Source organism: Streptacidiphilus sp. EB129, assembly GCF_041262645.1.
Taxonomy (GTDB): domain Bacteria; phylum Actinomycetota; class Actinomycetes; order Streptomycetales; family Streptomycetaceae; genus Streptacidiphilus.
The window spans coordinates 1-24,202 of record NZ_JBGCCS010000007.1; the positions used below are offsets into that span (position 1 = coordinate 1).

A 24,202-nucleotide genomic window follows, 5' to 3' on the forward strand; every position below is an offset into this window, starting at 1 on the left:
AGGCCCGGCTTCATCGCCTGGCCCGCCTGCGCAGCCACTTGGCCTCAACCCTTAGGTCGGGAAGAGGTGTCCTGATCCGGAGCGTCTCTCGACGGTTGGGATCAGTGGCCTGTGTCCGTGAAGACGCCTCACCGAACGAGGTGTCTGTTGAAACAACGTTCACATAATGAACCTGTAAGACGGGAGTGTCAATTCGGGAAAGGCCCTGCGGGCGGCGCCGGCGTGCAGGCGGCGCCCGCTCCGGAGGCCGCGCTGCGGATGCGCCGACGATCACTCCGACCCAAGATGTCAGCACGGGATCGGACTGCCATCGAGGAGACGGAGTCGAGGAATGGCCTGGGCCATGGTGATCATCGCCGGCATGCTGGAGACCGGCTTCGCGGTCTGCCTCAAGCTCAGCGACGGATTCTCCCGACTCGGGCCCACCCTCGGCTTCGCGCTGTTCGCGCTCGGCAGCTTCGGACTGCTGACCACGGCCCTGAAGAGCCTCGACGTGGGTCCCGCCTACGCCGTGTGGACCGGCATCGGCGCGGCCGGGACGGCGATCTACGGCATGGTCTGGCTCGGCGACCTGGTCTCGGTGCTGAAGATCGTCTCGATCGTGCTGGTGCTGACCGGCGTCGTCGGACTGCAGCTCAGCGGCTCACAGCACTGACCGGCGCGGCACTGCCCGAATCACGGCACCGCCCGAGTCACGGCACTGAGACCCGCATCACGGAGCGGCGCGCGGCGGGTCGGTCGCGCTCGGCGTGTTGGCGTCCCGCAGGGCGCGCATCAGCTCCGCTAGCCGCCGGGCGCGCTCCTCGCCCAACGGCGCCAGGAAGTGCTCCCGCAGCGCCGCGACATGGATCCGCTGCGCCTCCTCGCCGATCCGCAACCCCTCGGGGGTCAGCACCGCGTGGGTGACCCGGCGGTCGCTCGGCGAGGTCTGACGCTCGATCAGTCCCGCGGTCACCATCCGGTCCGCCAGCTTGGTGAACCCGCCGCTGGTCAGCGCGACGTCCTGGGCCAGCCGGGTCATGGTCAGCCGCTGCCCCGGAGTGCGCAGCAGCCGCAGCAGCACCTCGAACCACGGCCCCGGCACCTCCACCCCGCCGACCGGTCCCACCTGCAGCAGCGGCGCGGTCCGCGCGTACGCCTCGATCACCAGTCCCCACCAGGTGACCAGCTCCCGGTCCTGCACACCCGCGTCCACCGCCATACCGACCACCCTAACGACCGCACCCCGGACGGTGCTGGCTCCCCTCATCGCTGATCGTTACTGTTCGGACCATGGCCGACTACCACGACGATCTCCGCCTCGCCCACGTCCTCGCGGACCACGCCGACTCGGTGACGCTGGACCGCTTCAAGGCACTTGACCTCGCCATCGACACCAAGCCCGACCTGACCCCGGTCAGCGACGCGGACCGGGCGGTCGAGGACCTGCTCCGTGGCGACCTGCGGCGGGCCCGCCCGCGCGACGCGGTGATGGGCGAGGAGTACGGCAGCAGTGGCGGCCAGGGACCGCGCCGCTGGGTGATCGACCCGATCGACGGCACCAAGAACTACATCAGGGGGGTCCCGGTCTGGGCCACCCTGATCGCCCTGATGGAGCTGGGCCCCGGCGGCGAGCAGCCGGTCGTCGGCATGGTCTCCGCCCCCGCGCTCGGCCGCCGCTGGTGGGCCGCCAAGGGCTCCGGCGCGTTCACCGGACGCAGCCTGACCCGGGCCGGCCGGATGAAGGTCTCCGACGTGGCCCGGATCGAGGACGCCTCCTTCGCCTACTCCTCGCTCACCGGCTGGGAGGAGCGGGACCGGCTGGAGGCCTTCCTGGACCTCTCCCGCAGCTGCTGGCGGACCCGCGCCTACGGCGACTTCTGGCCCTACATGATGGTCGCCGAGGGTTCCGTGGACCTCTGCGCCGAGCCCGAGCTGAGCATCTGGGACATGGCCGCGACCTGCGTCATCGTCGAGGAGGCCGGCGGGCGCTTCACCGGGCTCGACGGCGTTCCCGGGGTACGCAGCGGCAACGCCGCGGCCAGCAACGGACTGCTGCACGGCGAGCTGCTGCAGCGCCTCGGCTGACCCCCGGAGCAGGGGCGGGACGGAACCATCCGGAAGGGACGGGACGTTCCCCCGGTACCGTGGAGAGGTCCCGCCCCCGCACCCCGCTGCGCGCGCAGCATGGAGGAACACCGGTGTCCTGGATCAGCGACCACCTGCTGGCGCTCAACGGCACCCTGGTGCTGCTCGCGGTCTTCCTGCTGCCCGCCCTGGAGTCCTCGGTCTTCCTCGGCTTCCTGATCCCCGGCGAGACGGCCGTGGTCATCGGCGGGGTGACCGCCTACAACGGGAAGAACGCGCTGTGGGTGGTGATGGCGGTCGCCATCGCGGGCGCGGTCATCGGCGACAGCATCGGCTACGCGGTCGGCAAGCGCTGGGGCGACCGGCTGCTGAACCGGATCCCGGCCAGGCTGATCAAGCCCGCGCACGTCCGGCAGAGCAAGGACCTGATCCAGCGCCTCGGCGGGCGCGCGGTCTTCGCCGGCCGCTTCGCAGCGGCGCTGCGGGCCCTGGTGCCGGGCCTGTGCGGGGTCTCCGGGATGCGCTACCGCACCTTCGCGGTCTGGAACGTGCTCGGCGGCGGCGTCTGGGCCGTCGGCTTCGTGCTGCTCGGCTACTTCGCCGGCGCGGGCTGGCACCGGGTGGAGCACTACGCCAGCGTCGCCAGCTGGGTGCTGGTCGGCGTGATCGTGGTGGCGGCGGCCGGCCTGCTGCTGCTCAAGCACCGCGCCGAGAAGCGCGCCGCAGCCCGCTTCGACCAGGAACCCACCCCCGAACGCACCCCCGCCTAAGGGGCGCGAGGAACTGCGCTGCCAACCATGCAAGTCGTAGGGCCTCTTCCCCAAGGTCCCCCGCGCAGCGGTCAGCGGTTATGCGCTGAGGTCCGCCTGCAAAGCCTCCAGCAGGCGCGCGGCGCGTTCGGCCACCCCGTCCGGCCCGTACTCGCCGGCCCGCTCGCACCACTTGCGGGCCAGCAGCAGGTCACCCCGCCGGGCCGCGATCAGGCCGAGCCGCAGCGCCGCGCGCCCGTGCCCGGCGTCGGCGGCACGGGTGTACCAGAGCATCGCCTCGGACTCGCTGCCCTCGCGGGCCAGCAGCAGCCCCAGGTTGAAGGCCGCGCTGCGGCTGCCGCCCTCCGCGGCGACCCGGTACCAGTGCTCGGCCGCGTCGGTGTCGCCGCGCTCGGCGGCCCGTACGCCGACCCGGACCTGGGCACGGTGGTGCCCGGCCTCGGCCGCCGCCGCGTACCAGCGCTCGACCTCCTCGGCGAAGCGCTCCTCCGCGCCCTGCTCCAGCAGCACCGCCAGCCGGAACGCCGCCTCGGCCGATCCCCGCTCCGCCGCCTGGCGGTAGCGCGTCGCGGCGGCGCCCAGGTCGCCGCGCCGCTCCTTGGCCACGGCCAGTTGCAGCGCCGCCTCGGCGTGTCCCTGTCCGGCGGCGCGGGCGTACCACTCCTGGGCGCGGTGCTGCTCGCCCCGTCCGGCGTGCAGGATGCCCAGGTTGAAGGCCGCGTCCACGCTTCCGGCCTCGGCCGCCTTGGAGAACCACGGCTCCGCGCCCGGCGTGTCACCGCGCTGCAGCAGCATCACCGCCAGGGCGTTGCTGGCGTCACGGTGCCCCGCGTAGGCGGCCCGGCGGTACCACTGCTCCGCCTGCGCCTCGCGGCCGTCGGCCGCGCAGAGCAGGCCGAGGTTGAACGCGCCGTTGTGGTCGCCCGCGTCCAGCGCGGTGCGGTACCACTGCTCGGCCATCTCGGTCTCGCCCCAGGAGGAGTGCAGCGCGCCGAGCGCGTTGGCGGCGTTGCCGTCACCCGCGTCGGCGGCCTCACGCCACCAGTCCGCGGCGCCGACCTCGTCCCCGCTGTCGCGCAGCAGAAAACCCAGCGCGCAGGCCGCCTGCGGCTCGCCCTCCTGGGCGGACTGCCGGTACCAGCGCGCGGCCTCCTCGCGCTCCCCGCGCCGCTCCAGCTGGACCCCCAGCCGCAGCGCGGCCCCGGCGTGGCCCCGGGCCGCGGCCTGGCGGTACCAGGGCTCCGCGCCCGGTGCGTCGCCGGCCGCCTCGCGCAGCCGTCCCAGCCGGTAGGCGGCCTCGCGGTGGCCCGCCTCCGCGGCGGCGCGGAACCACCGCCCGGCGCGCTCGTCACGACGGTGCTCCAGCAGGTCGGCCAGGGCGTAGGCGCCCCCGGTGTGGCCCTGCTCGGCGGCCTGGTGCAGCCAGTACTCGGAGCCGGGCTCGTCGCCGTGGTCGCGCAGGTGCAGCCCGAGCGCGTGCGCGGCCGGCGCGCTCCCCGCGACCGCGGCGGTGCGCCACCAGCCGGCCGCCTCGTCCCGGTGGCCGCGCTGGTGCAGCAGCACACCGAGGTTGTTGGCCGCGGCCCGGATGCCGGAGGCGGCGGCGCGGCGCAGATACGGTTCAGCGTCGTCCAGGTCGCCACGGCGCAGCAGCAGGGCGCCGAGCAGGCTGCCGGCCCCGGGGTCCTCCTCGGCGGCCAGCCGGTAGCGAGCTTCGAGGGCGGCCTCCTCGCGGGCCTCCAGGGCCGACTCGAAGCTGCGGAACCGGGACCCCTCACCGTCCGTGTCGTCACCGGCCTCCGCCGGGACGGTCTCGGCCACGCCGGCCCGGGACTCCGCCAAGGCGTCCAGCGGGGCCTCCGCCCGGAGGTCCGCCGGGGACGGGTCGGCCGCCGTGAAGTCGGCCGCTGTCAGGTCGGCGCTCGGGCTCGTCCCGGTGGCGCGCTGCAGTGGCAGCCGCCCCGCATGCGGATCGTCGTCGTGACCGACGCCCGCCACTCCCCCAGCGATTACCGACATGTCGACTCCTGCGTCCGCCGAGTCTCTGCGCAGCCCAGGCACGCACCGGAGCTCATGGTCGCTTTCCGACCTCGCGCCGTCCCCCATGGGTTTCATCGTCGCACCACCCGCAACCCGCGTACACCTGGTATACCCCAGCCGATGAGGTTACTTCAGCGCTTTGTCGATTTCGCGACACATCAACCTCATAACGCGGTTGCCCGGGCCGGTCGCTGATGCCGCCACAGGGCCGCCAGCCGACTCCTGAGCCCCGCTTTCCCCACCCGAGGCAGCGCTAGACGCATCGTCAGATTCCGTACCGGAACGGACGATTGGCATGAAGAGCCGATCAGCCCACCACACCGTACGCCCTCACCGCCCACAGGCCGATCACCCGCAGGGGTGAGACGTGCGCCACACTCCCTGTGCGAACCTGCCTCGCACGTGCGGAAGGCCCGGTGCTGATGCACCGGGCCCTCCGACTTCGCGTAGCGGGGACAGGATTTGAACCTGCGACCTCTGGGTTATGAGCCCAGCGAGCTACCGAGCTGCTCCACCCCGCGTCGTTGTGTCCTCAGACTATGTCACCGGCCATGACCAGCGCAAATCCCTTACCCGGCGGCCCACTCCGGCCGCGCCGGACAGGCTTCGCGGGACAGCGCCGCCGGATGGGGGCGCTCACCGGGCGTCACGCCGGGAACGGGCCGGGAATGCGCCGATGGCCCGGTGCTGATGCACCGGGCCCTCGGACTTCGCGTAGCGGGGACAGGATTTGAACCTGCGACCTCTGGGTTATGAGCCCAGCGAGCTACCGAGCTGCTCCACCCCGCGTCGTTGTGTCCCAACCATAGCACGGGGCCATGGTGCCAACGGACGCGCAGTTCACGGCCTCGCCATGCCCCCGTCGACGCCCCGCCGCGGCGCGGTCACGGTGCCTTCACGGACCTTTGGCGGCGGCTGCCGCGGCGCTCAGCGCTGCCGACAGCCGGGCCTGGGCCTGCTGGTAGCCGGCGGTGTCACCGTGCCGCAGCGCGGTCTGGCCGTCCTGGACCGCCTGCTGGGCGATCCGCAGGTCCGCGGCCAGTCCGGAACGGGCGCCGAGCACCCCCGCCAGCGCCGTCGGCAGGTCGTCGGCCAGCACGGTCCGGTCGCCGTAGGACGCCACCACCCGCACCAGCGGCGGGACGGCCGTGTCCGTGTCCGTGCCCGGCCCGCGCACATAGAGCGGCTCGACCGTCAGCATCCCCGCCCCCACCGGCAGGGTCAGCTGGCCGCCATACTGAACCGTCTCCCCGTCGCGCTGCCACTGGGCGAGCTGCGGCATCACCGCGGGGTCGGCCGTCAGCGCCGCCTGCACCTGCGCCGGGCCCGGGGCGGCCGGCGCCGTCGGCATCCGCAGCAGGTTCAGCCGTCCGTAGCCGGGCCCGGGCGTGGAGTCCACCGCCAGGTACGCCGCCAGGCCGCCGCCCCTGGCGCGTACCAGCACACCCGTCAGCGAGGAGGCCCCGGCGGGCTCGCCCGGCAGCGGCGCGGAGACGTAGGCCGGCGGCTGCGCCTGCCCGGCACCGCCGGTCGGGTCGGCCGGCACGGTCCAGGCGTCCCCGCCGTCGTAGAAGGTGCCCGGGTCGGTGACGTGATAGCGCGTCAGCACCTGGCGCTGGAGCGAGAACAGGTCCTCGGGATAGCGCAGCTGGGCCAGCAGTGCGGGGCTGATCGCGGCCCGCGGCCGGACCGTGCCGGGGAACGCCTTCATCCAGGTCCGCAGCACCGGGTCCTGCGCGTCCCACTGGTACAGCGTCACCGCGCCGGTCCCGGCGTCCACGGTCGCCTTGACCGCGTTCCGTACGTAGTTCACCTCCGGCCCGGCCGCCCCCAGCGTGCCGCGCGCGGCGTCGGGGTAGTCGTCGCTGGTGGTGTAGCCGTCGACGACCCAGACCGCCCGGTGGTCCAGCGTGATCCGGTAGGGGTCGCCGTCCGGGGTGAGCCAGGGCGCCACCGCCTGCACCCGCTGCAGCGGGTCGAGGTCGTACTGGATCCGCGGATCGGCGTCGGGCGCCGTAGGGAACAGCAGCGTCGGCGCCCCGAACTTCAGCGCATAGGCCAGTCGGGTGAACCGGCCGGACAGGCTCACCCCGCCGGCCGACGAGGCGTCGTCCACCAGCGAGTAGGCGGCGCTGCCGGTCCCCTCCGACGAGACACCGCCCGAGCTGCCCTGGCGGTCCGAGCCCGCCTGTGCCGGTGTGCCGTCCGCGCCCGGGCCCGCCGCGCCGCCGGTTCCGGCCGGGGCCGGGGGCAGTTGCAGCCGCAGGTCGGCGGGGGCCGCCGCCGGGCCGGCGACGAAGTCCGTGGTCCGCGTCCCGGCGATGCCGTAGGCCGCGCGGGTGGCGCTGATGCCGCGTTCGACGAACGCCGCCTCGCTGGCCTTCTCGTCCGGCCTGACCTGCAGCTCCTGTACGAACGCCGGATACACCGTGCCGACCAGGACCGAGCTCAGTGCCAGCAGGCCGAGGCCGGTCACCGGCAGCAGCCAGCTCCGCAGCACCGGCGTCAGCAGGAACAGCAGCGTGCAGATCGCGGCCACGCCGCAGAGCACGGTCTTCCCCGGCAGTACCCCGTTGGCGTCGACGTAGCGGAATCCGGTCCAGGTGTCGGAGCCGCGGAAGGTGCTGGGCTGCACCGCCAGCTCGTAGCGGTCCAGCCAGTAGGACACCGCCTTCAGGGCCAGGAACAGGGCCAGCAGCACGGCCAGGTGCGCCCTGGCCGCACCCGAGCAGCGGGCACCGCCGCCGGACTGCGCGCGCAGCCCGCCGAACAGGTGGTGGGCGGTCGCGGACACCAGCAGCGACAGCACCAGGGTGAGGAAGCCGTAGTCGACCACGAAGCGGTACCAGGGCAGCCGGAACACGTAGAAGGACAGGTCCTGGTGGAACTGCGGGTCCAGTTCGCCGAAGCTGGTCGCGTGGGCCCACCCCAGGAAGGTCTGCCAGGCCGCGGCGGCGGCGAGGCCGCCGAGCAGCCCGGGGAGGCCGGCCACCAGCAGCAGCACGCTGATCCCGCGCCCGTCGACCAGGTCCCGGTAGCGCTGCACGCTCAGCTGCTCCAGGGACCAGCCCGCCGGCGCCGGACGCAGCCGGTACGCCAGCCAGGCGTTGACGCCGGTCATCCCGGCCAGCACCGCGCCGAAGCCGGCGAACAGCAGCGCCTGGGTGGTCAGCCGGGTCGAGTACACCGACGAGAAGCCGATCGAGCGGTACCAGAGCGACCCCGTCCACAGGTCCGCGCCGATGGTCAGTGCGGCGAACAGCACCAGCGCCGGCACGCCGACGCGCAGCAGCGACCGGGACAGCCGGTGGCCGGGCAGGCCTCCGCCGCCCCAGCGGCCGGCGGGCCGGGAGCTGCCCCGATCGGGCATCTGGAATACCAACGCACGCACCTCGACAGGACTGGCCTCCGCGGGGACCGGTCCCCGCGGAGCTGGCCGCCGCGGACCGACCGCTGCGGCGGGAGGCCGAGCGCGACATCCCACGGTGCAACTTGGGAAGCCGTCGCCTGAGTTCCCGTACCGGCTCATCGGGCAGAACGTGTGAGGATGGATGCCATGTCCGAAACACCCGTGGAGAGCCTGCCCCCCGCCGCTCGCCCGATCACCCGCGCCGTCCTTGAGATCGACGAGTACGCCTCAGGTCTCGGCTGGGACCAGCCCGCCCGACTGTTCGCCCTGGTCGACACGGCCGCACTGCTGAAGAACGAGCCGGGCCTGGCCCGCCAGCTCGGTCTGGAGCCGGGCACGGCCGATCAGCTGACGCCGATCGAGCAGGACGAGGTGCCCAAGGGCACCCCGCTGGACAGCTTCCTCGGCACCATCGCCTGGCCGGACGCGGTGGCCGGCTGCGCCCTGGTGGTCGAGCGGCTGATCCTGCCGCCGACCGCCGAGGGCCGGATGCCGGAGGGCGTCTCCGAGAAGGAGCTGACCGCCTGGGTGGCCAGGCACCCCGAGCGCCAGGAGGTCCGGATGACCGTCGCCGTGCTGCGCGACGGCAGCCGGGAGACGGCGCTGCGGCTGCGCGAGAAGGACGCCCCGCGCGAGGTCCTCACCGGCCCCGACCTGGTGCCGGGACTGGCCGAGGCGCTGCTCACCACCTTCGCCTGACCGGCTGCCGCGCACTCCCTCGCGCGACCGCCCACCGTTCCGCCCCCGGCGCTGCCGGCCGCACCGGCTACCTGGTGCAGGCCGGCAGCGCCGCGGTGGCGCCGGAACGGATGTCGCCCAGCGCGGCCAGTGCGTCGGATAGCGAGTTCACCTTGACCAGCCGCAGCCCGGACGGGGTCGCCGCCGCGGCCTGCGCGCAGTTGTCGGCCGGGGTGAAGAAGTACTGCGCCCCGGCGTCGCGGGCGGCGATCAGCTTCATGGTGATGCCGCCGATCGGGCCGACCCTGCCGGTGTCGTCGATGGTTCCGGTCCCGGCCACGAACCTGCCGCCGGTGAGGTCGGTGGACTGCAGCTTGTCCACGATGCCCAGCGAGAACATCAGGCCGGCGCTCGGCCCGCCGACGTCGCCCAGGTTGATGTCGATGCTGAACGGGAAGGTGTGCTCACTGCCCGGGGTGATACCCACCAGGGCCTTGCCCGTCGCCGGGTTCTTCACCGTGGTGATGGTGATCTGCTGCCGGTCGGCGTCGGTCTTTCCGGGCGGCACGATGGTGAACACCACGTCCTGGCCCGGCGCGTGCCTGGTCACCAGCGGCGCGATCTGGTTCTCGTCGGTGACCTTCGTACCGTCCACGGCCAGGATCACGTCACCGGCATGCAGCTTCCCGACTGAGGGGCCGCCCTCGACGACCGCGGCCACGATGGGCTCGTTGCCGACCTTGTAGCCGAGCTGGGTGAGCGCCGCCGCCTTGGCGCTGTCCTGCGAGGCCGAGAACTCCTCGGCGTTCTGCTGCTGCGCCTGGGACTCGGTCTGGTTGTCCGGATAGAGGTTGTTGTGCGGGATGACGTCCGCGTCGCTCTTCAGCCAGCCGGAGATCGCCTCGACGAGGTTCAGCTCGTAGTCCGCGCTGGTCACCTCGACCGTGGTCATGTTGAGGTTGCCGCTGGTCGGATAGGTCTTCTGGCCGTTGATCACGATCACCGGCTTGCCGTTCTGGCTGCCGAGGGTGTTGTAGGTCGGCCCCGGACTCATCTCGGAGTAGGGCGCCTTGATCAGCAGGGCGGCGCAGAGCAGCGCTATCAGCAGCAGTGAGGAGGCGAGCATCGTCGCGGAGCGGCGTGGCATGGCACGACAGTACGGGATCACGTCTCCGGCGGCGGCTCCGTGGTCCGTTCCATCGCGGCCCGGAACCGCTCGTATCCGGCCAGCGACGCGTTGTCGCCGGTCGTGCGGGTCCGCGCGGACCAGGTCGCCCAGAGGGCGGCGAGGATTCCGGCGACCAGGGGAATGATCCACCACGCGAGCACACCCATGTCGTACTCCCAGCTCATCGTGCCTATGAGCAGACTATCTGCTCGCAGGACCAACGATCACGGAGCCATTGGGGTCACGCTCACGCGCCGACCGGGGCGGTGCCGCCGCCTCGCGGCCGGTACCCGCTTCGACCAGCCGCGCCGGCCGCCTGCTCCGACCGGGTGTCGCACCGCCCGGAACGGACGCCCTGCTCCGTCCAGGTGATGCCGGTTCCGAGCTGGTGAGCGGATCTCAGCAGGCGGAGACCCACTCCTCGGTCCCGTCCGCGAACCGCTGGTGCTTCCAGATCGGCACGGTGTGCTTGAGGTCGTCGATCAGCCGCCGGCAGGCCTCGAACGCCTCGCCCCGGTGCGCGCAGGAGACCGCGACGATGACCGCCGCGTCGGTGACCTCAAGCCGTCCGAGGCGGTGCACGGCGGCCAGCGCGACCACCGGGAAGTCGGCCACGACCTTCTCGGCGACGCGGCGCAGCTCCTCCGCGGCGCTGGGGTGCGCGCTGTACTCCAGCGCGGTGACGTGCTTGCCGCCGTCGTGGTCGCGGACCGTCCCGACGAACACGACGGTGCCGCCCGCCGTGGTGTCACCGACGGCGGCGTGCACCTCGTCGAGGGAGAGCGGGGTCTCCCGCAGGGCGAGCAGGCGGATCGGGTCGACGACATCTTCCATGTGCACCATGATGACCGAATCCTCCGACAGCTCACTCATCGATTTCGTATCGCGGACATCACATTCCATCATCCCCCGGTGACGCCACCGGTCCGCTTCAGATCCGGCGCCGCTTGCGGGCCCGGCGCACCAGGGCCGCGGTGCCGACCAGCGCCACGGTGGCACCGGCGGCGCCGAGCGTGGTCGCGGCGTCCTTGCCGCCCAGCCGGCGGCCGGCCACCGCGTGGTTCCCGGAGACCTGCTGCAGCAGCTCGCCCAGTACCTGCTCGTTGGTGCGCAGCGGACGCCAGCCCGCCTCGTGCAGCCGGCTGCCGGAGACCACCCACGGGTACATGGTGTAGGCCAGGTCCCCGGCCGGGGCCGGGGTCAGCCCGAGCCGGTGCAGCCGGGCGGCGGTGCCCAGGGCCAGCGAGGCGGGCAGCTCCATCCGGCGGATGCCGGTGATCTCCTCGACCTCCTCCTGCTCCAGCCAGCCGTCGCAGCCCACCGTGACCTCGCCCTCGACCAGCCCCAGCGCCGCGTACTCCAGCGCCGAGGCCAGGTCGTCGAGGTGGCAGAACTGCCAGCAGGGCCGGGAGCCGGCCACCACCAGCAGCCGGGGCGCCTCGAAGTGGCGCGTCAGTACGGTGTCCACGCCGGGGCCGACCACCACCGCGGGGCGCAGCACGGTGACCGAGAGCCCCGGGTGTGCCAGCGGCGCGCGCTGGGCCAGCCGCTCGATCTCCAGCAGGTCGCCGACCAGCGAGGCCTCCTCGGTGGCCTGCAGCGGCGCGTCCTCGGCCAGCGGCACCTCGTTGTCGGCCAGCGCCCCGTAGACCATCGCGGAGGTGCACAGCACCACCCGGTGCACCCCGGCGGCCGCGGCCGCGGTGAGCACGGTCTGGGTGCCGCGTACGTTGAAGGCACTGCGGGTCTTGGGGTCGCTGGTCATGCCGAGGTCCAGGGCCAGGTGGACCACCACGTCCACCCCGGCCAGCCGCTCGGCCACGGCCGGGTCGCGCACGTCGAGCACGCGCCACTGCACCCCGGGGACGTCGCCGCGGCGCTCGTCGAGGGCGAGCACCCGCCGCACCGCGGAGGAGGCGGCCAGCCGCGCCGCCAGGCGCTGGCCCACACCGGAGGCCGCCCCGGTCACGGCCACGACGAGCGGCGGGCCGCTGTACTCGGGCCCGGTGGGCTCCGCGACCGGCTCCGGCCCGGCGTCGGTCGCCGGGTCCGCCTCGGCCGGCCCGCCGGTCTCCGTGCCGGGAACAGCCTCCTCCGCACCCTCCGGAGCGGACTGCTCAGCGGTCAGCCCAGAGCGAACGTACGAAGGTGGGGAACTCACCGGCTCTCCTTCACGGTTAATTTTGATGCGTACGTGTGATGCGTACGCTCGTGTCACGTACCGACCATCCTGCCCGAGGCTGGGGCATGGCGGTGCACCCGGCACGGGGGTGCTCCGGCCACGGCCGGAAACCGCCCGTCCCCCTGCGCCGTCACGCACCTCCCCCGCACCGGGCGCAGACCATCCCGCCGCTCGGAGCGACGGCCGACGAGATCGAGGCACCTCGTGAGCGACTTCCCCTTCGGCTTCGGCGTTCCCGAGGAACCCGAGGACGGAAAGAAGAGCGGCAAGGGAGACGGGGGCGACTCGGACAGTGGCACGGGCTCGGGCGACTCGGGCTCCGGCGGTTCGGGCTCGGGCGGTTCGGGCTCGGGCGGCGGCGGCCCCGCCAACCCGTTCGGGTTCGGCTTCGGCGGGCTGCCGGGGGCCGGCGGCGGCAATCCGCTGGAGGGACTGTTCGGCGCGATGAACCCCACTGACCTGGGCGCGGCCTTCCAGCAGCTCGGCCAGATGCTGTCGTTCGACGGCGGCCCGGTGAACTGGGACCTGGCCAAGGACCTGGCCCGCCAGGCCGTGGTCCAGGGCGCCGAGGACGGCTCGAAGGACCGTTCGGTAGGTGAGTCCGAGCGGAACGCCGTGTCCGAGGCGATCCGGCTGGCCGACCTCTGGCTGGACTCCGCGACCTCGCTGCCGGTCGGCGCGAACAGCGCCGTCGCCTGGAGCCGGGCCGAGTGGATCGAGGCCACCCTCCCGGCCTGGAAGGAACTGGTCGACCCGGTCGCCGAGCGGGTGGCCGCGGCGATGGGCGGGGTGGTCCCGGAGGAGATGCAGGCCATGGCCGGCCCGCTGCTCGGGGTGATGCGCAGCATGGGCGGGGCCATGTTCGGCTCGCAGATCGGCCAGGCGCTCGGCGCGCTGGCCGCCGAGGTGGTCGGCTCCACCGACGTCGGCCTGCCGCTCGGCCCGGCCGGCAAGGCCGCACTGCTGCCGCAGAACATCGAGGCCCTGGGCGAGGGCCTGTCCGTGCCCGCCGACGAGGTCCGCCTCTACCTGGCCCTGCGTGAGGCCGCCCACCAGCGGCTCTTCGCCCATGTCCCGTGGCTGCGGCAGCACCTGTTCGGCGCGGTCGAGGCGTACGCGCGCGGCATCAAGGTCGACGCGAGCCGGCTGGAGGACCTGGTCGGGCAGATCGACCCGAGCAACCCGGAGGCACTGCAGGAGGCCATGTCCGGCGGGCTGTTCCAGCCGGAGGACACCCCCGAGCAGAAGGCCGCGCTGGCCCGCCTGGAGACGGCGCTGGCCCTGGTCGAGGGCTGGGTGGACGCGGTGGTGCACGCCGCCGCCGCGCCGCACCTGCCGCACGCCGCGGCGCTGCGCGAGACCCTGCGCCGCCGCCGGGCCACCGGCGGCCCCGCCGAGCAGACCTTCGCCACCCTGGTCGGCCTGGAGCTGCGCCCGCGCCGGCTGCGGGACGCCTCGCGGCTGTGGGCCTCGCTGGCCGACGCCCGCGGCGCCGACGGCCGGGACGCGCTGTGGGAGCACCCGGACATGCTGCCGACCGCCAAGGACCTCGACGACCCGGACGGCTTCGTCCACCGCGAGGAGCCGAGCGGCGAGGACGTGATCGACTTCTCCAAACTGGACGAGATGCTCGGCCGGGCGGCCGCTGCCGGGGACGAGGGCCGCCCCAAGGGCTCCGGCACTCCGGGGGACGGCGGTCACGACAGCGGTTCCGCCGACGGTGGCAACGACCACTCCGACGACTCCGACGACCAGGGCTCCGACGACGACCGCAAGGGAAACGCGTGAACCAGCAGCTGTTCCGGCCGGACGCCCTGCACACCGACGCCCGGCTGGTGCTGAGCGGCTGGACCGCCCCGGACGACGAGCAGGACCTGCTCCGTCGTGACTACCTGGATCATCTGGAGGCCCGCCCGGACGGCATGTGGCGCTCCTGCCGACCGGCGCACATCACCGCGAGTGCGCTGGTGGTGGACGTCGAGCGCGGGCGCGTGCTGTTGACCCTGCACCCGAAGGTGGGCCGCTGGCTGCAGCTCGGCGGCCACTGCGAGCCGGAGGACGTCTCGCTCGCCGCCGCCGCGCTGCGGGAGGCCACCGAGGAGTCCGGCATCGGCTCGGGCCTGGAGGTGTTCCCCGCGACGGCATTCCCCGGGACAGACCCCACCGGGACCGACCTCCCCGCGACGCCGGCCCCGGTGAAGCTGGACCGGCACGCGGTCCGCTGCAGCGGCAGGGACCAGCCGGAGAACACCCACCTGGACGTCCAGTACCTGGTGACGGCTCCGCGGGACGCGGTGGCGCAGATCAGCGAGGAGTCGCTGGACCTGCGCTGGTTCGGTTTCGACGCGCTCCCCGAGCTCACCGACGCCTCGGTCCGCGAGCTGGCCGCCCGAGCCCGGAAACTGCTCGGCTAGCAGACCGCCGGGCGCAGCCCCCCCGGCCGACCGCAGCCGGCTGGCCGCAGTCGGCCGGCCGGCCGCGGTCGGGCCGCCTAGCCGCAGTCGTCCAGCGCCTTCGGGTCGGCCTCGCCCCGAGGGCCGGGGATGTGCGGCAGCCGGGCCGCGGAGACCACGCCTTCCAGGTACCCGCGCGCCCGTTCGGTCCGCGGGTAGGCCTCCAGCAACGCCCAGAAGCGGCGGCCGTGGTCGGCGACCAGCAGATGGGCCAGCTCGTGCAGCAGCACGTAGTCGACCACGTACTCGGGCATGCCCTGGAGCCGGTGCGACAGCCGGATGGTGCCCTCGACCGGGGTGCAGGAGCCCCAGCGGGTGTTCTGGTTGGTGACCCATCGCACACTCACCGGGACGGCCCGGCCGCCCAGGTAGCGGGCGGAGAGCTCGGTCGCGCGCGCCACCAGGGCCTCGTCGCCCAGGACCTGACGGCTCTCCTGGGCGGCCAGCTTGTCCAGCATCAGCGCCACCCAGCGCTTCTCCTCGGCGGCGGACATCCGGGCCGGGATCAGCACCACCGTCCGGCCCGCCTCGCGATAGGCGGAGACGGTACGACTGCGGCGCGCGCTTCGGCGCACCTCGACATCCTGCGCCGCAGGGCGGTCCTCGGCTCCAGCCGGGACCCGCCGACGCGGCACAGAAGGACGGGAATCCGGTCCGGCTGCCACCCGCCAGACGTTACCCGCTGGCACTGACAGAAGTCGTGTCTCCTGGCTGAATTCCAGTGGCAGGAACGGGTTTTGGGCCTCCCAAATACGGTCATGCCCTGGCAAACCAGACAGGCTGCCGATGGCCTGATCCTGAGATGGTCGGACCATCGCCCCGAGCCTGTGGATAACTCTGCGCATGATTCCCACCGGGCGGGCATTCTCTGCTCAGGCAGTGAAAGGAGACCCATGCGCCCCTGTCTGAAGCCCGCCCTGCGTCGTGCCTGGCGCGACCGGGACACCCTGCAGTTCGGCATCAGCTCCGCCCACAGCGCCATCCTGGAGACCACCGGCCCCGGCGACGTCGCCTTCCTGGACCTGCTGGACGGGACCCGCGAGCTGCCCGCGCTCAAGGCCGAGGCCCAGCGCCTCGGCATCGAGCCGGAGCGGGCCGACGCCCTGCTGGCCGAGCTCAGATCCGGCCGGGTGCTGGACGACAGCATGGCGCAACGGGCCCTGCTGGAGCTGCCTCCGGCCGAGGTGGCCCGGCTCGGCCCCGACCTGGCCGCGCTCTCGCTCGCGCACCCGGAGCCCGGCGCCGCCCCGGCCCGGCTGCTGGCCCGCCGCCGGGCCAGGATCGAGGTGCGCGGGGCCGGCCGGGTCGGCACCGCCGTCGCCTCCGTCCTCGCCGCGGCGGGTGTGGGCCAGGTACGGGTGACCGACGGCGGCAAGGTCCTGGAGCAGGACAGCGCGCCGGCCGGGCTGCTGCCGACCGACACTGGGCGGCCCCGCGCCGCGGCCGCGCGGGCCGCCGTCGGCCGGGCGGCGCCCGGCCGGCCCGACGAGCAGGCGGACTCGGTGCGCGCCCCCGACCTGGTGGTGATCGCCCCGCGCGGGGCCACCGCCGGGCTGATGCCCGATCCGCAGCTCAGCCGGGACCTGCTGCACTCGGGCACCCCGCACCTCTACGCCGGCGTGCTGGAGACCCTGGGGACGATCGGTCCCTTCGTCGTCCCCGGTGCCGGGCCGTGCGGCCGCTGCCTGTCGCTGCACCGCACCGACGAGGATCCGGCCTGGCCCCGGCTGCTGGCCCAGCACTGCTCGGGGCGCGGCGGCGGCACCGCCGCCTGTGACACCGCACTCGCCACCACGGTGGCCGGATTGGCGGCCCTGCACTGCCTGATCTTCCTGGACGGGGGCGCACCCCCTAGCCTGGGCGCATGGGCCGAGGTCTCGATGGTGGACGGCTCGATGCGACGGCGTCCGCTGCGCCCGCACCCGGAGTGCGGCTGCTGCTGGGCCTCGGCGGACCAACCGGTTGGGGGACAATGATGACGGTCCTGGAACCCCGGGCCCGGTCGGCCCCTCCGACCTGCACCCCTCGGGTCTCAGAACGCGTGCGACCCGCCGCACCCGCTCGACCGGCGGCACGGTTGCGACGACAGCCCCGACACAACCCCTCGACTGGGAGGCAGGCGTGAGCGATCTTCCGCGCAAGGCCGTGACCCGCACGGCCAAGCTCGCTGCCCTCCCGCTGGGGATGGCCGGGCGCGCCACCCTGGGTCTCGGCAAGCGGATCGGCGGCCGCCCCTCGGAGGTCGTCGCCGCCGAGATGCAGCAGCGCACCGCCGACCAGCTGTTCCGGATCCTGGGCGAACTGAAGGGCGGGGCGATGAAATTCGGCCAAGCCCTGTCGGTGTTCGAAGCCGCCCTGCCGGAGGAGGTGGCCGGACCGTACCGCGCCGCGCTGACCAAGCTGCAGGAGGCCGCGCCACCGATGCCGGCCGCCTCGGTGCACGCGGCGCTGGCGGAACGCCTCGGCTCGGACTGGCGCGACCTGTTCCTGGAGTTCGACGACAAGCCGGCCGCCGCCGCCTCGATCGGCCAGGTGCACCGGGCGGTCTGGCACGACGGCCGCGACGTCGCGGTGAAGGTCCAGTACCCGGGGGCCGGTGACGCGCTGCTCTCCGATCTGACCCAGCTGGGTCGGGTGGCCCGGCTGATCGGCCCACTGATCCCAGGGCTCGATGTGAAGCCGCTGATCAGCGAGCTGCGCAACCGGGTCACCGAGGAGCTCGACTACGCCCTGGAGGCACAGTCGCAGCGGGTGCACGCCGAGGAGTTCGCCGACGACTGGGACATCTGCGTCCCGCACGTGGTCGCCCAGGGCGACCAGGTGCTGGTGACCGAGTGGCTGGACGGACTGCCGCTCTCGACGGTGATCGCCAAGGGCACCCGGGAACAGCGCGACCGGGCCGGACAGTTGCTGGCGCGCTTCCTGTTCGCCGGCCCGGCCCGCACCGGGCTGCTGCACGCCGACCCGCATCCGGGCAACTTCCGGCTGCTGGTCGACGACGGTCCGGCCGAGGGCTGGCGGCTCGGGGTGCTGGACTTCGGCACCGTCGACCGGCTGCCCGAGGGACTGCCGCTGCCGATAGGGACGGCGCTGCGGATGGCCCTGGACGGGGACGCCGACGGGGTGCTGGAGATGCTTCGCCAGGAGGGCTTCGTCAAGCCGTCGATCGACCTCGATCCCGGCGCGGTGCTCGACTACGTGCTGCCCATCATCGAGCCGGCGGCGGCGGAGGACTTCCACTTCACCCGCAGCTGGATGCGCGCGCAGGCGGCCCGCGTCGGTGACCCACGCTCCCCCGCGTACACGCTCGGGCGCCAGTTGAACCTGCCGCCCTCCTATCTGCTGATACACCGGGTGACGCTCAGCACCATCGGGGTGCTCTGCCAGCTCGACGCGACCGCCCCGCTGCGGTCCGAGCTGCTGGAGTGGCTGCCGGGGTTCGCCGAGCTGGAGGATTGGGCCGAGGTCTGAGCCCGGGACCGGGCGTGGGCGTGGGCGGCGGGACCGGATCGCGCCGGACAGCCCGCAGGCCCGGAACCAGGATGGTCCGGGCCTGCTCGGTGTTGATGTCTGACGGGTGTTCAGCTGCAGGATGTTCGACTGCGGGGTGTTCGACTTCAGGATGTTCGACTGCGGTGACGACTACTGCATGACGACGCTGGCGAGCGCCCTGCGGGCCCGCAGGGTGGCTCGCTCGGCGCGCCGCACCAGGAAGGCGGCCCGCACGAGCCGTTCGTGCTCGGCCTCCTGGAGGCGTTCCTGCATATGGACACGGGCCAGGGCTTCGGGCATGAGTTGCATGTGGAGGCTCCTACTGGGGCTGGTCTCGGAGGCCGCACCGCGGTGGGCGTCGGCGGTCATGGTGGTGTGCTGGAACATCAGGGCCTGCTTGTCGGACGTCGGATCGATGGACGGGTGGAGGGAGTGCAGCGCCGCGAGGTCGGACTTGGCAGTCGCTTCCCGGACGGACCTGCGCAGGGCGGTCACGCGTAGACCTCGTTCTTGCGCGGACGGCCACGGGGCCGCTTCCGGGCGACGACGACGCCCTGGACGAACAGCTCGCCGCCCCAGACGCCCCAGGGCTCCCGGCGCTCAAGGGCACCCTGCAGGCACGCGGCCTTGACCGGGCAGGTGACGCAGAGGGACTTGGCGTACTCCACGTCGGCGGGGGTCTCCGCGAAGAAGACCTCGGGGTCGAGGGATCGACACGGGATGGGCGCGTCGAGGCTCTCGGCCTCGTCGAACGCGGTGATCTGCATCAGGGATACCTCCGGGGGGTGGGCCTGCTCGGTCTGGGACGGGGTGGGAGCGGTCGGGGCTGGCGGGCTGGTCACCGGTGACACGTTGTCCTCGTTCATCTCTGTCGGTGTGGCTCTGGTCTGTCGGTGTGGCTCTGGGTGGTGCGAAAAACAGAAGGGCCGCGGATCCCTTATCGGGATTCCGCGGCCCTGGACAGCCGACCTGACACATGGTCAGGATCGTTCTCTCCAGGGATCAGGCCCGCGGAAGGCCCTGCGTGCAACGTTCTGTGCGACATTCAGCGCTGCGTGCTGCCTGGCTGCGTGCTGCTGCTGGGGCTTTTCGGCACCCGCCGCGTAGGCGTAGCCACTGGTGGCTGCGTCTGCTGCTACGGCTGCCGACATCGGTCGCTCGTCGCGCATGGTCGTCCAGAGCGCCGGTCCACTCTCGACACGGATCGCGTCGAATCCACCGAGAACGGTGGACAGGGAGATGGACAGGGACGGCCGAACGGAGACGGGCATGCCGAGGCAGGGGGCGGCCATGGGCCGACCAGTCATTTTGATCAGACTCGTGCTCACAATGTCCGCCTCCCTTCGGCGTGCTCGGAACCCGGCGGGGCTGGGTTCTTCAGATGGTCAGTTGTGGTGGTACGTGGGGCTACGCCCGCGCCGGATGTGACTCCGGTGGGGCTGACGGCCTCGTCTCCTCGACCGTCATCGGCGACGCTAGTGCGCTTCGCGCCGAAGACGCAAACTATTTTTCCGGCGAGTTCTCATCGGTGCCGGACTCGTCCGAGACGTCCTGAAAATCACCCGCGGGAAGCTCGTCCCGACACAACGACAGCACGGCCGCTCCGTACTTGTCCAGCTTCGCCCGGCCGACTCCGGCGATTTTGGCCAGATCTCCAGCCGAGGCGGGGGCGTCCTCGGCGATGGCGACCAGGGTCGCGTCGGTGAACACGCAGTAGGCCGGGAGGCTCTGCACCCGGGCCTGCTCCGCCCGCCAGTCCCGCAGCCGGCCGTAGAGCGCCTCGTCCAGATCCGAGGGGCAGCCCTCGCAGCGGCGCAGCTTGCGCTCCACCGCCTCGGTCAGCACCCGGTCGCAGACCCGGCACCGCAGCGGCGCCGCGGCCCTGCGCCCGGCACCGCCCGGCTTCGACCCGGAGAGCCCGGAGCCCATCGTGCCCGCGGAGGCCCGGTGGCCCCCGGAGTGCCCGTCGCCGCCGTAGCCGGCCGCGCCACCGACCGCACCGGCGCCCCGCCCGGCGCCGCGCGGCGACCGGCCGGTCCAGCTACTGGGGCGCAGCCCGTCCAGGAACCGGGACGGCTGCCGGCTCGCCCGGCCGCCGGGCGAGCGGGACAGCGCCCAGGAGAGGGTCAGATGCGCGCGGGCACGGGTAACCCCGACGTAGAGCAGCCGCCGCTCCTCCTCCACCTGCTCGTCGGTCTTGGCGTAGCTGATCGGCAGCATCCCCTCGGTCAGGCCGACCAGGAACACCGCGTCCCACTCCAGCCCCTTGGCGGAGTGCAGCGAGGCCAGCGTGACGCCCTCCACCGCGGGGGCGTGCTGGGCCGCGGCACGGGCGTCCAGCTCGGCCACGTACGCGGCCAGGTCGAGCGGCAGCCCGGCACCGCGCCGGTCCGCCTCGAACTCCTCGGCGAGGCGGACCAGGGCCGCCAGCGACTCCCAGCGCTCGCGGACCGCGCCGGAGCCGGCCGGCGGCTGGACCGAGAAGCCGCGGGTCGAGAGCACCGCCCGGACCTGGTCGGCCAGGGTGTCCAGGTCGCCGTCGAGCAGCGGGTCGGTGCTGCCCCTGGCGGCCCCGCGCAGCAGCATCCCGGCCTCGCGGATCTCGGGGCGCTCGAAGAACCGCTCGGCGCCGCGCAGCTGGTAGGCGATCCCGAGGTCGGCCAGGGCCTGCTCGTAGACCGCGGACTGGCCGTTGATGCGGAACAGCACGGCGATCTCGCTGGCGCGGACCCCCGACGCCAGCAGCGCCTGGATCCGCTTGGCGGTGCCCTCGGCCTCGGCCGGTTCGTCCTGGTACTCGGTGTAGACCGGGTCGGGGCCGGCTTCGCGCTGCGAGATCAGTTCGAGGCGGCTCTCCGCGGCCCGGCCGCGCGCCTGTGCCAGCAGCCCGTTCGCCAGGTGCACCACCTGCGGGGTGGAGCGGTAGTCGCGGACCAGCTTCACCACCGTGGCGTCCGGGTGCTTCAGCCTGAAATCCAGCAGGTACGCCGGGGTCGCCCCGGTGAAGGAGTAGATCGTCTGGCTGGCGTCGCCGACCACGCACAGGCTGGAGCGCGGGCCGAGCCAGAGGTCGAGCAGGCGTTGCTGAAGCGGCGAGACGTCCTGGTACTCGTCCACCACGAAGTGCTGGTACTGGGACCTGACCTGCTCGGCGACCTCGGCGCGATCCTCCAGCACGGCGACGGCGAGCAGCAGCACGTCCTCGAAGTCGATCACCCCCCGTTCGCGCTTGAGCTCCTCGTAGACCTTGTAGACCTGGCGGATCTCGGCCGGATCCCTGGGTGCCTCGCGGCCCGCCCGGCGGATCGCCGCGGGATAGTCCTCGGGCACCGTCTGGGTGACCTTGGCCCACTCGATCTCGCCGGTGAGGTCGCGCAGCTCGGTCCGCTCCAGCCGCAGCCGGCAGCGTCCGGCCGCCTCGGCGACCAGCTGCACCTTGCGCTCCAGCAGCCGCGGCAGCTCACCGCCGACCACCCGGGGCCAGAAGTACTGCAGCTGCCGCAGCGCGGCGGAGTGGAAGGTGCGGGCCTGGACGCCCTCGGCCCCGAGCATGCGCAGCCGTCCGCGCATCTCCCCGGCGGCCCGCGCGGTGAAGGTCACCGCCAGCACCCGCTGCGGCTGCATGGCCCCGCTGTGCACGCCGTAGGCGATCCGGTGGGTGATGGCACGGGTCTTCCCAGTGCCGGCTCCCGCCAGGACGCACACGGGCCCGCTGAGGGCGGTGGCGACGGCGCGCTGCTCCGGGTCGAGCCCGGCCAGCACCTCGTCGGCGTCACGCGGGGCACGCGCGTGCGCCGACGCGACGCGCGGGACGTCGCCGACGCGGAGCGCGTCGTCGTGGAGGGGCTGTGCGCCCGGGAGCTCGACCTGCATGGGACCCATCCTCTCAAGTCCCACCGGCGGGCCCGCCGAGTTGTCCACAGGGGCCGTATGAAGATGTGGAATGTTCCGCGCGGGCCCCGCGTTCCACGGGTGCCCGCCCCCGTTCCCACGAAGGAGTCCTCTCGATGTCCGCCACGATCACGATGTACAGCACCACCTGGTGCGGCTACTGCCGTCGGCTGAAGTCCCAGCTCGACCGCGAGGGCATCGGCTACACCGAGATCAACATCGAGCACGACCCGGAGTCGGCGGCCTTCGTGGAGAAGGCTAACGGCGGCAACCAGACGGTCCCGACCGTACTGGTGGTCGGCGCCTCCGGGGAGCAGGCGGTCATGACGAACCCCTCACTGGCCCAGGTCAAGGCCGCACTCGTCTGAGTCCGCGGCCACCGCGTCCCCGACAGGACCCCCGCCCCCACCGGGCGGGGGTCCTGTCGCGTCCGGCGCCGCATCCGGGCCGGTCGCCGGTCGCGGGTTCCCCGTCGCCGGCCCCCGGTCGCCGGCCCTCAGTCGCCCGCGCGCTCGCCGAGGGCGTAGACCAGCCGGTTGCGGTCGGCGCAGTAGCGGGTCTCGGTGACCCGGATCGGACCGGCCGCGGTGAACCCGGTGCGCAGCTGCACCATCAGCGGCACGCCCGGACCGGCCTGGAACCACTGGGCCTCCTCCGGGTTGGGCATCCGGGCCGCCAGCTCGTCCACGCAGCCCACCTCGACATGCCCGGCCACACCCAGCGCCACCTCGTCGCCACCCTCGACCGGGTCCGGGTCCATCAGCGCCGTACTGGCGGCGAGCGCGACCGGATAGTGGGTTTCCTCGATCGACCACGGCTCGCCGTCCATATGCCGCAGCACCCGGCGCAGGACCACCGCCTCACCGGCCTTGATGCGCAGCCGGTCGGTGATGTCGGTGGTCGCCCGTACGATCAGCATCTGGAAGTCGGCCGTCAATTTCCGGCCGGCCCGAACGGCCTCCTGGGCATAGGCCAGCGAAGGGGGCGTGAGCGGTGTTCCGGGCGCCGCCACCGACGGAGATCGATACGCATGGTGATCCAGAACCGGGTGATCCTTCAGATAGGTCCCCTTTCCCTGGACCCTGACCAGCAGACCCTCATTGACCAGCACATCAACGGCTAGTCGGACAGTATTACGAGCGACACCGTATTGATTCTCCAGTTCGCTCTCGACCGGGAGCGGCTCACCGCTCTGCCACTCTCCAAGCATGATCCGGCGACGGAGATCAGCAGCCAGTCGCTGGTATTTGGGGGCCTGGCCGGGGCCGCGGGAAATGTTCACGCAGTGAATGTAGCCATTCGGGTTGCAGAACATCCGAGAAACCAGCCAACATAAGTCAAGATTGGCGCAATCCCTACTATTCCAACGACTTGCGCGGACAGCGCAATCATGCCCCCAATCTAGAGACACGGTTCGCCCCACGGGGCGGAACGGGTCGAGGACTTACCGCCATCAGCCATCACCCACGGCCGGAGCCGCCACGATGAACGACCGGAGAGCCTGGGCCGCGATCGCCTCATTCCCACCGCACCCGCAGAACGTCCGCCACGCCCGGCGGATCACCAGGACCGCGCTCGCGGCCTGGGGTGCGCCCGACCTGATCGACAGTGCGGAGATGCTGGTCTCCGAACTGGTCACCAACGCGCTGCGCTACGGCTGCGGGCCCGTTGACCTCACACTTGCCCTGACCGGGCAGTGTCTGCGGATCGCCGTCACCGACGAGGGCACCTCGCTCCCCGCCCCGCGCGAGGCCGGCGAGGACGCCCAGAGCGGCCGGGGCCTCAGCATCGTCGAGACCCTGGCCGACAGCTGGGAGGTGGTGGTCCGGCTCACCGGGAAGACGGTCACCTGCGAGCTCGCCGTCCAGCCGGTCACCCAGCCCGCCCCGGTGGGCTCGGAGCCCACCGGAGACGCCGTGGACCTCATGGACCCCACGGCGCCCGCCGGGAGCGCCCCGCCCGCCCCGGCGGCGGTCGCCGTCGGAGCGGGCGTCACGGCCGGTTCACGCCGCCCGCGAGGCCGCTCTTCGGGTGAAGCGGGAGCCTGATGCG

At 73.0% G+C, this 24,202-nt stretch carries 22 protein-coding genes, 2 tRNA genes and 1 riboswitch; of the genes, 10 read left to right on the top strand and 14 right to left on the bottom strand.

Going from position 1 to position 24,202, the window contains the following annotated elements:
• Window positions 1-147, bottom strand: a riboswitch (M-box (ykoK) riboswitch). This riboswitch is flagged as partial in the annotation.
• A 184-nt stretch (window positions 148-331) separates the two neighbouring features.
• A complete protein-coding gene (locus ABH925_RS10760; protein WP_370147145.1) occupies window positions 332-655 on the top strand; it encodes a multidrug efflux SMR transporter in 324 nt (107 codons plus the stop codon).
• A 57-nt stretch (window positions 656-712) separates the two neighbouring features.
• Here ABH925_RS10760 and ABH925_RS10765 read toward each other — a convergent pair whose 3' ends face one another.
• A complete protein-coding gene (locus ABH925_RS10765) occupies window positions 713-1,201 on the bottom strand; it encodes a MarR family winged helix-turn-helix transcriptional regulator (RefSeq protein ID WP_370147146.1) in 489 nt (162 codons plus the stop codon).
• Window positions 1,202-1,272: 71 nt separating this feature from the next.
• On the opposite strand from ABH925_RS10765, the gene hisN reads away from it, so the two are divergent.
• A complete protein-coding gene (gene hisN, locus ABH925_RS10770) occupies window positions 1,273-2,067 on the top strand; it encodes a histidinol-phosphatase (protein ID WP_370147147.1) in 795 nt (264 codons plus the stop codon).
• Between the two features lie 113 nt (window positions 2,068-2,180).
• The gene (locus ABH925_RS10775; protein WP_370147148.1) at window positions 2,181-2,837 is read left to right on the top strand and encodes a DedA family protein; all 657 of its coding nucleotides are present in this window, start codon (window positions 2,181-2,183) and stop codon (window positions 2,835-2,837) included.
• Between the two features lie 78 nt (window positions 2,838-2,915).
• Here ABH925_RS10775 and ABH925_RS10780 read toward each other — a convergent pair whose 3' ends face one another.
• The 4 genes from ABH925_RS10780 to ABH925_RS10795 all read right to left on the bottom strand — a co-directional run bounded on the left by ABH925_RS10780 (window position 2,916) and on the right by ABH925_RS10795 (window position 8,247).
• Window positions 2,916-4,856 carry a tetratricopeptide repeat protein gene (locus ABH925_RS10780; RefSeq protein ID WP_370147149.1) on the bottom strand — a complete coding sequence of 647 codons (1,941 nt, stop codon included), beginning with the start codon at window positions 4,854-4,856 and terminating at the stop codon, window positions 2,916-2,918.
• A gap of 468 nt (window positions 4,857-5,324) precedes the next feature.
• Window positions 5,325-5,398 (bottom strand) — tRNA-Met (locus ABH925_RS10785).
• A 194-nt stretch (window positions 5,399-5,592) separates the two neighbouring features.
• Window positions 5,593-5,666 (bottom strand) — tRNA-Met (locus tag ABH925_RS10790).
• A 106-nt stretch (window positions 5,667-5,772) separates the two neighbouring features.
• Window positions 5,773-8,247: a UPF0182 family protein gene (locus ABH925_RS10795; RefSeq protein ID WP_370147150.1), complete on the bottom strand. Its 2,475-nt coding sequence runs from the start codon at window positions 8,245-8,247 to the stop codon at window positions 5,773-5,775.
• 186 nt (window positions 8,248-8,433) lie between these two features.
• Here ABH925_RS10795 and ABH925_RS10800 point away from each other — a divergent pair, with 186 nt between their 5' ends.
• Window positions 8,434-8,985, top strand: coding sequence for a PPA1309 family protein (locus tag ABH925_RS10800; RefSeq protein ID WP_370147151.1), 552 nt, complete (start codon window positions 8,434-8,436; stop codon window positions 8,983-8,985).
• A gap of 67 nt (window positions 8,986-9,052) precedes the next feature.
• Here ABH925_RS10800 and ABH925_RS10805 read toward each other — a convergent pair whose 3' ends face one another.
• The 4 genes from ABH925_RS10805 to ABH925_RS10820 form a co-directional block, all read right to left on the bottom strand.
• The gene (locus ABH925_RS10805; RefSeq protein ID WP_370147152.1) at window positions 9,053-10,111 is read right to left on the bottom strand and encodes a PDZ domain-containing protein; all 1,059 of its coding nucleotides are present in this window, start codon (window positions 10,109-10,111) and stop codon (window positions 9,053-9,055) included.
• A gap of 17 nt (window positions 10,112-10,128) precedes the next feature.
• Window positions 10,129-10,317 carry a hypothetical protein gene (locus ABH925_RS10810; RefSeq protein ID WP_370147153.1) on the bottom strand — a complete coding sequence of 63 codons (189 nt, stop codon included), beginning with the start codon at window positions 10,315-10,317 and terminating at the stop codon, window positions 10,129-10,131.
• 214 nt (window positions 10,318-10,531) lie between these two features.
• Window positions 10,532-10,975 carry a molybdenum cofactor biosynthesis protein MoaE gene (locus ABH925_RS10815; protein WP_370147154.1) on the bottom strand — a complete coding sequence of 148 codons (444 nt, stop codon included), beginning with the start codon at window positions 10,973-10,975 and terminating at the stop codon, window positions 10,532-10,534.
• Between the two features lie 88 nt (window positions 10,976-11,063).
• Window positions 11,064-12,107, bottom strand: a complete 1,044-nt coding sequence (locus ABH925_RS10820; RefSeq protein ID WP_370147435.1) for an NAD-dependent epimerase/dehydratase family protein — start codon at window positions 12,105-12,107, stop codon at window positions 11,064-11,066.
• Between the two features lie 411 nt (window positions 12,108-12,518).
• Between ABH925_RS10820 and ABH925_RS10825 the strand changes: the two genes are divergently transcribed.
• On the top strand, window positions 12,519-14,102 hold the full coding sequence (locus ABH925_RS10825; protein ID WP_370147155.1) for a zinc-dependent metalloprotease: 1,584 nt from the start codon (window positions 12,519-12,521) through the stop codon (window positions 14,100-14,102).
• Window positions 14,099-14,728, top strand: coding sequence for an NUDIX hydrolase (locus tag ABH925_RS10830; protein WP_370147156.1), 630 nt, complete (start codon window positions 14,099-14,101; stop codon window positions 14,726-14,728). The genes ABH925_RS10825 and ABH925_RS10830 overlap by 4 nt, the downstream gene beginning before the upstream one ends.
• A gap of 77 nt (window positions 14,729-14,805) precedes the next feature.
• On the opposite strand, the gene ABH925_RS10835 is transcribed toward ABH925_RS10830, so the two are convergent.
• Window positions 14,806-15,402 (bottom strand): M48 family metallopeptidase, encoded by a 597-nt coding sequence (locus ABH925_RS10835; protein ID WP_370147157.1) that lies wholly within the window; start codon window positions 15,400-15,402, stop codon window positions 14,806-14,808.
• Window positions 15,403-15,660: 258 nt separating this feature from the next.
• Here ABH925_RS10835 and ABH925_RS10840 point away from each other — a divergent pair, with 258 nt between their 5' ends.
• Both ABH925_RS10840 and ABH925_RS10845 read left to right on the top strand, forming a co-directional pair.
• Complete coding sequence (locus ABH925_RS10840; RefSeq protein ID WP_370147158.1) at window positions 15,661-16,743, top strand: ThiF family adenylyltransferase; 1,083 nt, start codon at window positions 15,661-15,663, stop codon at window positions 16,741-16,743.
• 145 nt (window positions 16,744-16,888) lie between these two features.
• Entirely contained in the window at window positions 16,889-18,238 is a 1,350-nt protein-coding gene (locus ABH925_RS10845; protein WP_370147159.1) for an ABC1 kinase family protein, read from the top strand.
• A gap of 171 nt (window positions 18,239-18,409) precedes the next feature.
• On the opposite strand, the gene ABH925_RS10850 is transcribed toward ABH925_RS10845, so the two are convergent.
• The 3 genes from ABH925_RS10850 to ABH925_RS10860 all read right to left on the bottom strand — a co-directional run bounded on the left by ABH925_RS10850 (window position 18,410) and on the right by ABH925_RS10860 (window position 22,132).
• Window positions 18,410-18,646, bottom strand: a complete 237-nt coding sequence (locus ABH925_RS10850; RefSeq protein WP_370147436.1) for a hypothetical protein — start codon at window positions 18,644-18,646, stop codon at window positions 18,410-18,412.
• A gap of 104 nt (window positions 18,647-18,750) precedes the next feature.
• The gene (locus tag ABH925_RS10855) at window positions 18,751-19,125 is read right to left on the bottom strand and encodes a WhiB family transcriptional regulator (protein WP_370147160.1); all 375 of its coding nucleotides are present in this window, start codon (window positions 19,123-19,125) and stop codon (window positions 18,751-18,753) included.
• Window positions 19,126-19,762: 637 nt separating this feature from the next.
• The gene (locus tag ABH925_RS10860) at window positions 19,763-22,132 is read right to left on the bottom strand and encodes an ATP-dependent DNA helicase UvrD2 (protein ID WP_370147161.1); all 2,370 of its coding nucleotides are present in this window, start codon (window positions 22,130-22,132) and stop codon (window positions 19,763-19,765) included.
• 134 nt (window positions 22,133-22,266) lie between these two features.
• Here ABH925_RS10860 and ABH925_RS10865 point away from each other — a divergent pair, with 134 nt between their 5' ends.
• On the top strand, window positions 22,267-22,518 hold the full coding sequence (locus ABH925_RS10865; protein WP_370147162.1) for a mycoredoxin: 252 nt from the start codon (window positions 22,267-22,269) through the stop codon (window positions 22,516-22,518).
• Between the two features lie 128 nt (window positions 22,519-22,646).
• Here the strand turns inward: ABH925_RS10865 and ABH925_RS10870 are convergent, their stop codons facing one another.
• The gene (locus ABH925_RS10870; RefSeq protein ID WP_370147163.1) at window positions 22,647-23,465 is read right to left on the bottom strand and encodes a GntR family transcriptional regulator; all 819 of its coding nucleotides are present in this window, start codon (window positions 23,463-23,465) and stop codon (window positions 22,647-22,649) included.
• A gap of 169 nt (window positions 23,466-23,634) precedes the next feature.
• Here ABH925_RS10870 and ABH925_RS10875 point away from each other — a divergent pair, with 169 nt between their 5' ends.
• Window positions 23,635-24,198 (top strand): ATP-binding protein, encoded by a 564-nt coding sequence (locus tag ABH925_RS10875; protein WP_370147164.1) that lies wholly within the window; start codon window positions 23,635-23,637, stop codon window positions 24,196-24,198.
• Window positions 24,199-24,202 lie beyond the last annotated feature (4 nt).

Coding starts and splice junctions, on each gene's coding strand:
- hisN (WP_370147147.1), top strand. CDS start 1,273: ATGGCCGACTACCACGACGATCTCCGCCTCGCCCACGTCCTCGCGGAC.
- ABH925_RS10875 (WP_370147164.1), top strand. CDS start 23,635: ATGAACGACCGGAGAGCCTGGGCCGCGATCGCCTCATTCCCACCGCAC.
- ABH925_RS10865 (WP_370147162.1), top strand. CDS start 22,267: ATGTCCGCCACGATCACGATGTACAGCACCACCTGGTGCGGCTACTGC.
- ABH925_RS10860 (WP_370147161.1), bottom strand. CDS start 22,132: ATGCAGGTCGAGCTCCCGGGCGCACAGCCCCTCCACGACGACGCGCTC.
- ABH925_RS10815 (WP_370147154.1), bottom strand. CDS start 10,975: ATGGTGCACATGGAAGATGTCGTCGACCCGATCCGCCTGCTCGCCCTG.
- ABH925_RS10810 (WP_370147153.1), bottom strand. CDS start 10,317: ATGAGCTGGGAGTACGACATGGGTGTGCTCGCGTGGTGGATCATTCCC.
- ABH925_RS10760 (WP_370147145.1), top strand. CDS start 332: ATGGCCTGGGCCATGGTGATCATCGCCGGCATGCTGGAGACCGGCTTC.
- ABH925_RS10870 (WP_370147163.1), bottom strand. CDS start 23,465: ATGTTCTGCAACCCGAATGGCTACATTCACTGCGTGAACATTTCCCGC.
- ABH925_RS10805 (WP_370147152.1), bottom strand. CDS start 10,111: ATGCCACGCCGCTCCGCGACGATGCTCGCCTCCTCACTGCTGCTGATA.
- ABH925_RS10800 (WP_370147151.1), top strand. CDS start 8,434: ATGTCCGAAACACCCGTGGAGAGCCTGCCCCCCGCCGCTCGCCCGATC.
- ABH925_RS10795 (WP_370147150.1), bottom strand. CDS start 8,247: ATGCCCGATCGGGGCAGCTCCCGGCCCGCCGGCCGCTGGGGCGGCGGA.
- ABH925_RS10850 (WP_370147436.1), bottom strand. CDS start 18,646: ATGTTCCAGCACACCACCATGACCGCCGACGCCCACCGCGGTGCGGCC.
- ABH925_RS10840 (WP_370147158.1), top strand. CDS start 15,661: ATGCGCCCCTGTCTGAAGCCCGCCCTGCGTCGTGCCTGGCGCGACCGG.
- ABH925_RS10855 (WP_370147160.1), bottom strand. CDS start 19,125: ATGAACGAGGACAACGTGTCACCGGTGACCAGCCCGCCAGCCCCGACC.
- ABH925_RS10765 (WP_370147146.1), bottom strand. CDS start 1,201: ATGGCGGTGGACGCGGGTGTGCAGGACCGGGAGCTGGTCACCTGGTGG.
- ABH925_RS10780 (WP_370147149.1), bottom strand. CDS start 4,856: ATGTCGGTAATCGCTGGGGGAGTGGCGGGCGTCGGTCACGACGACGAT.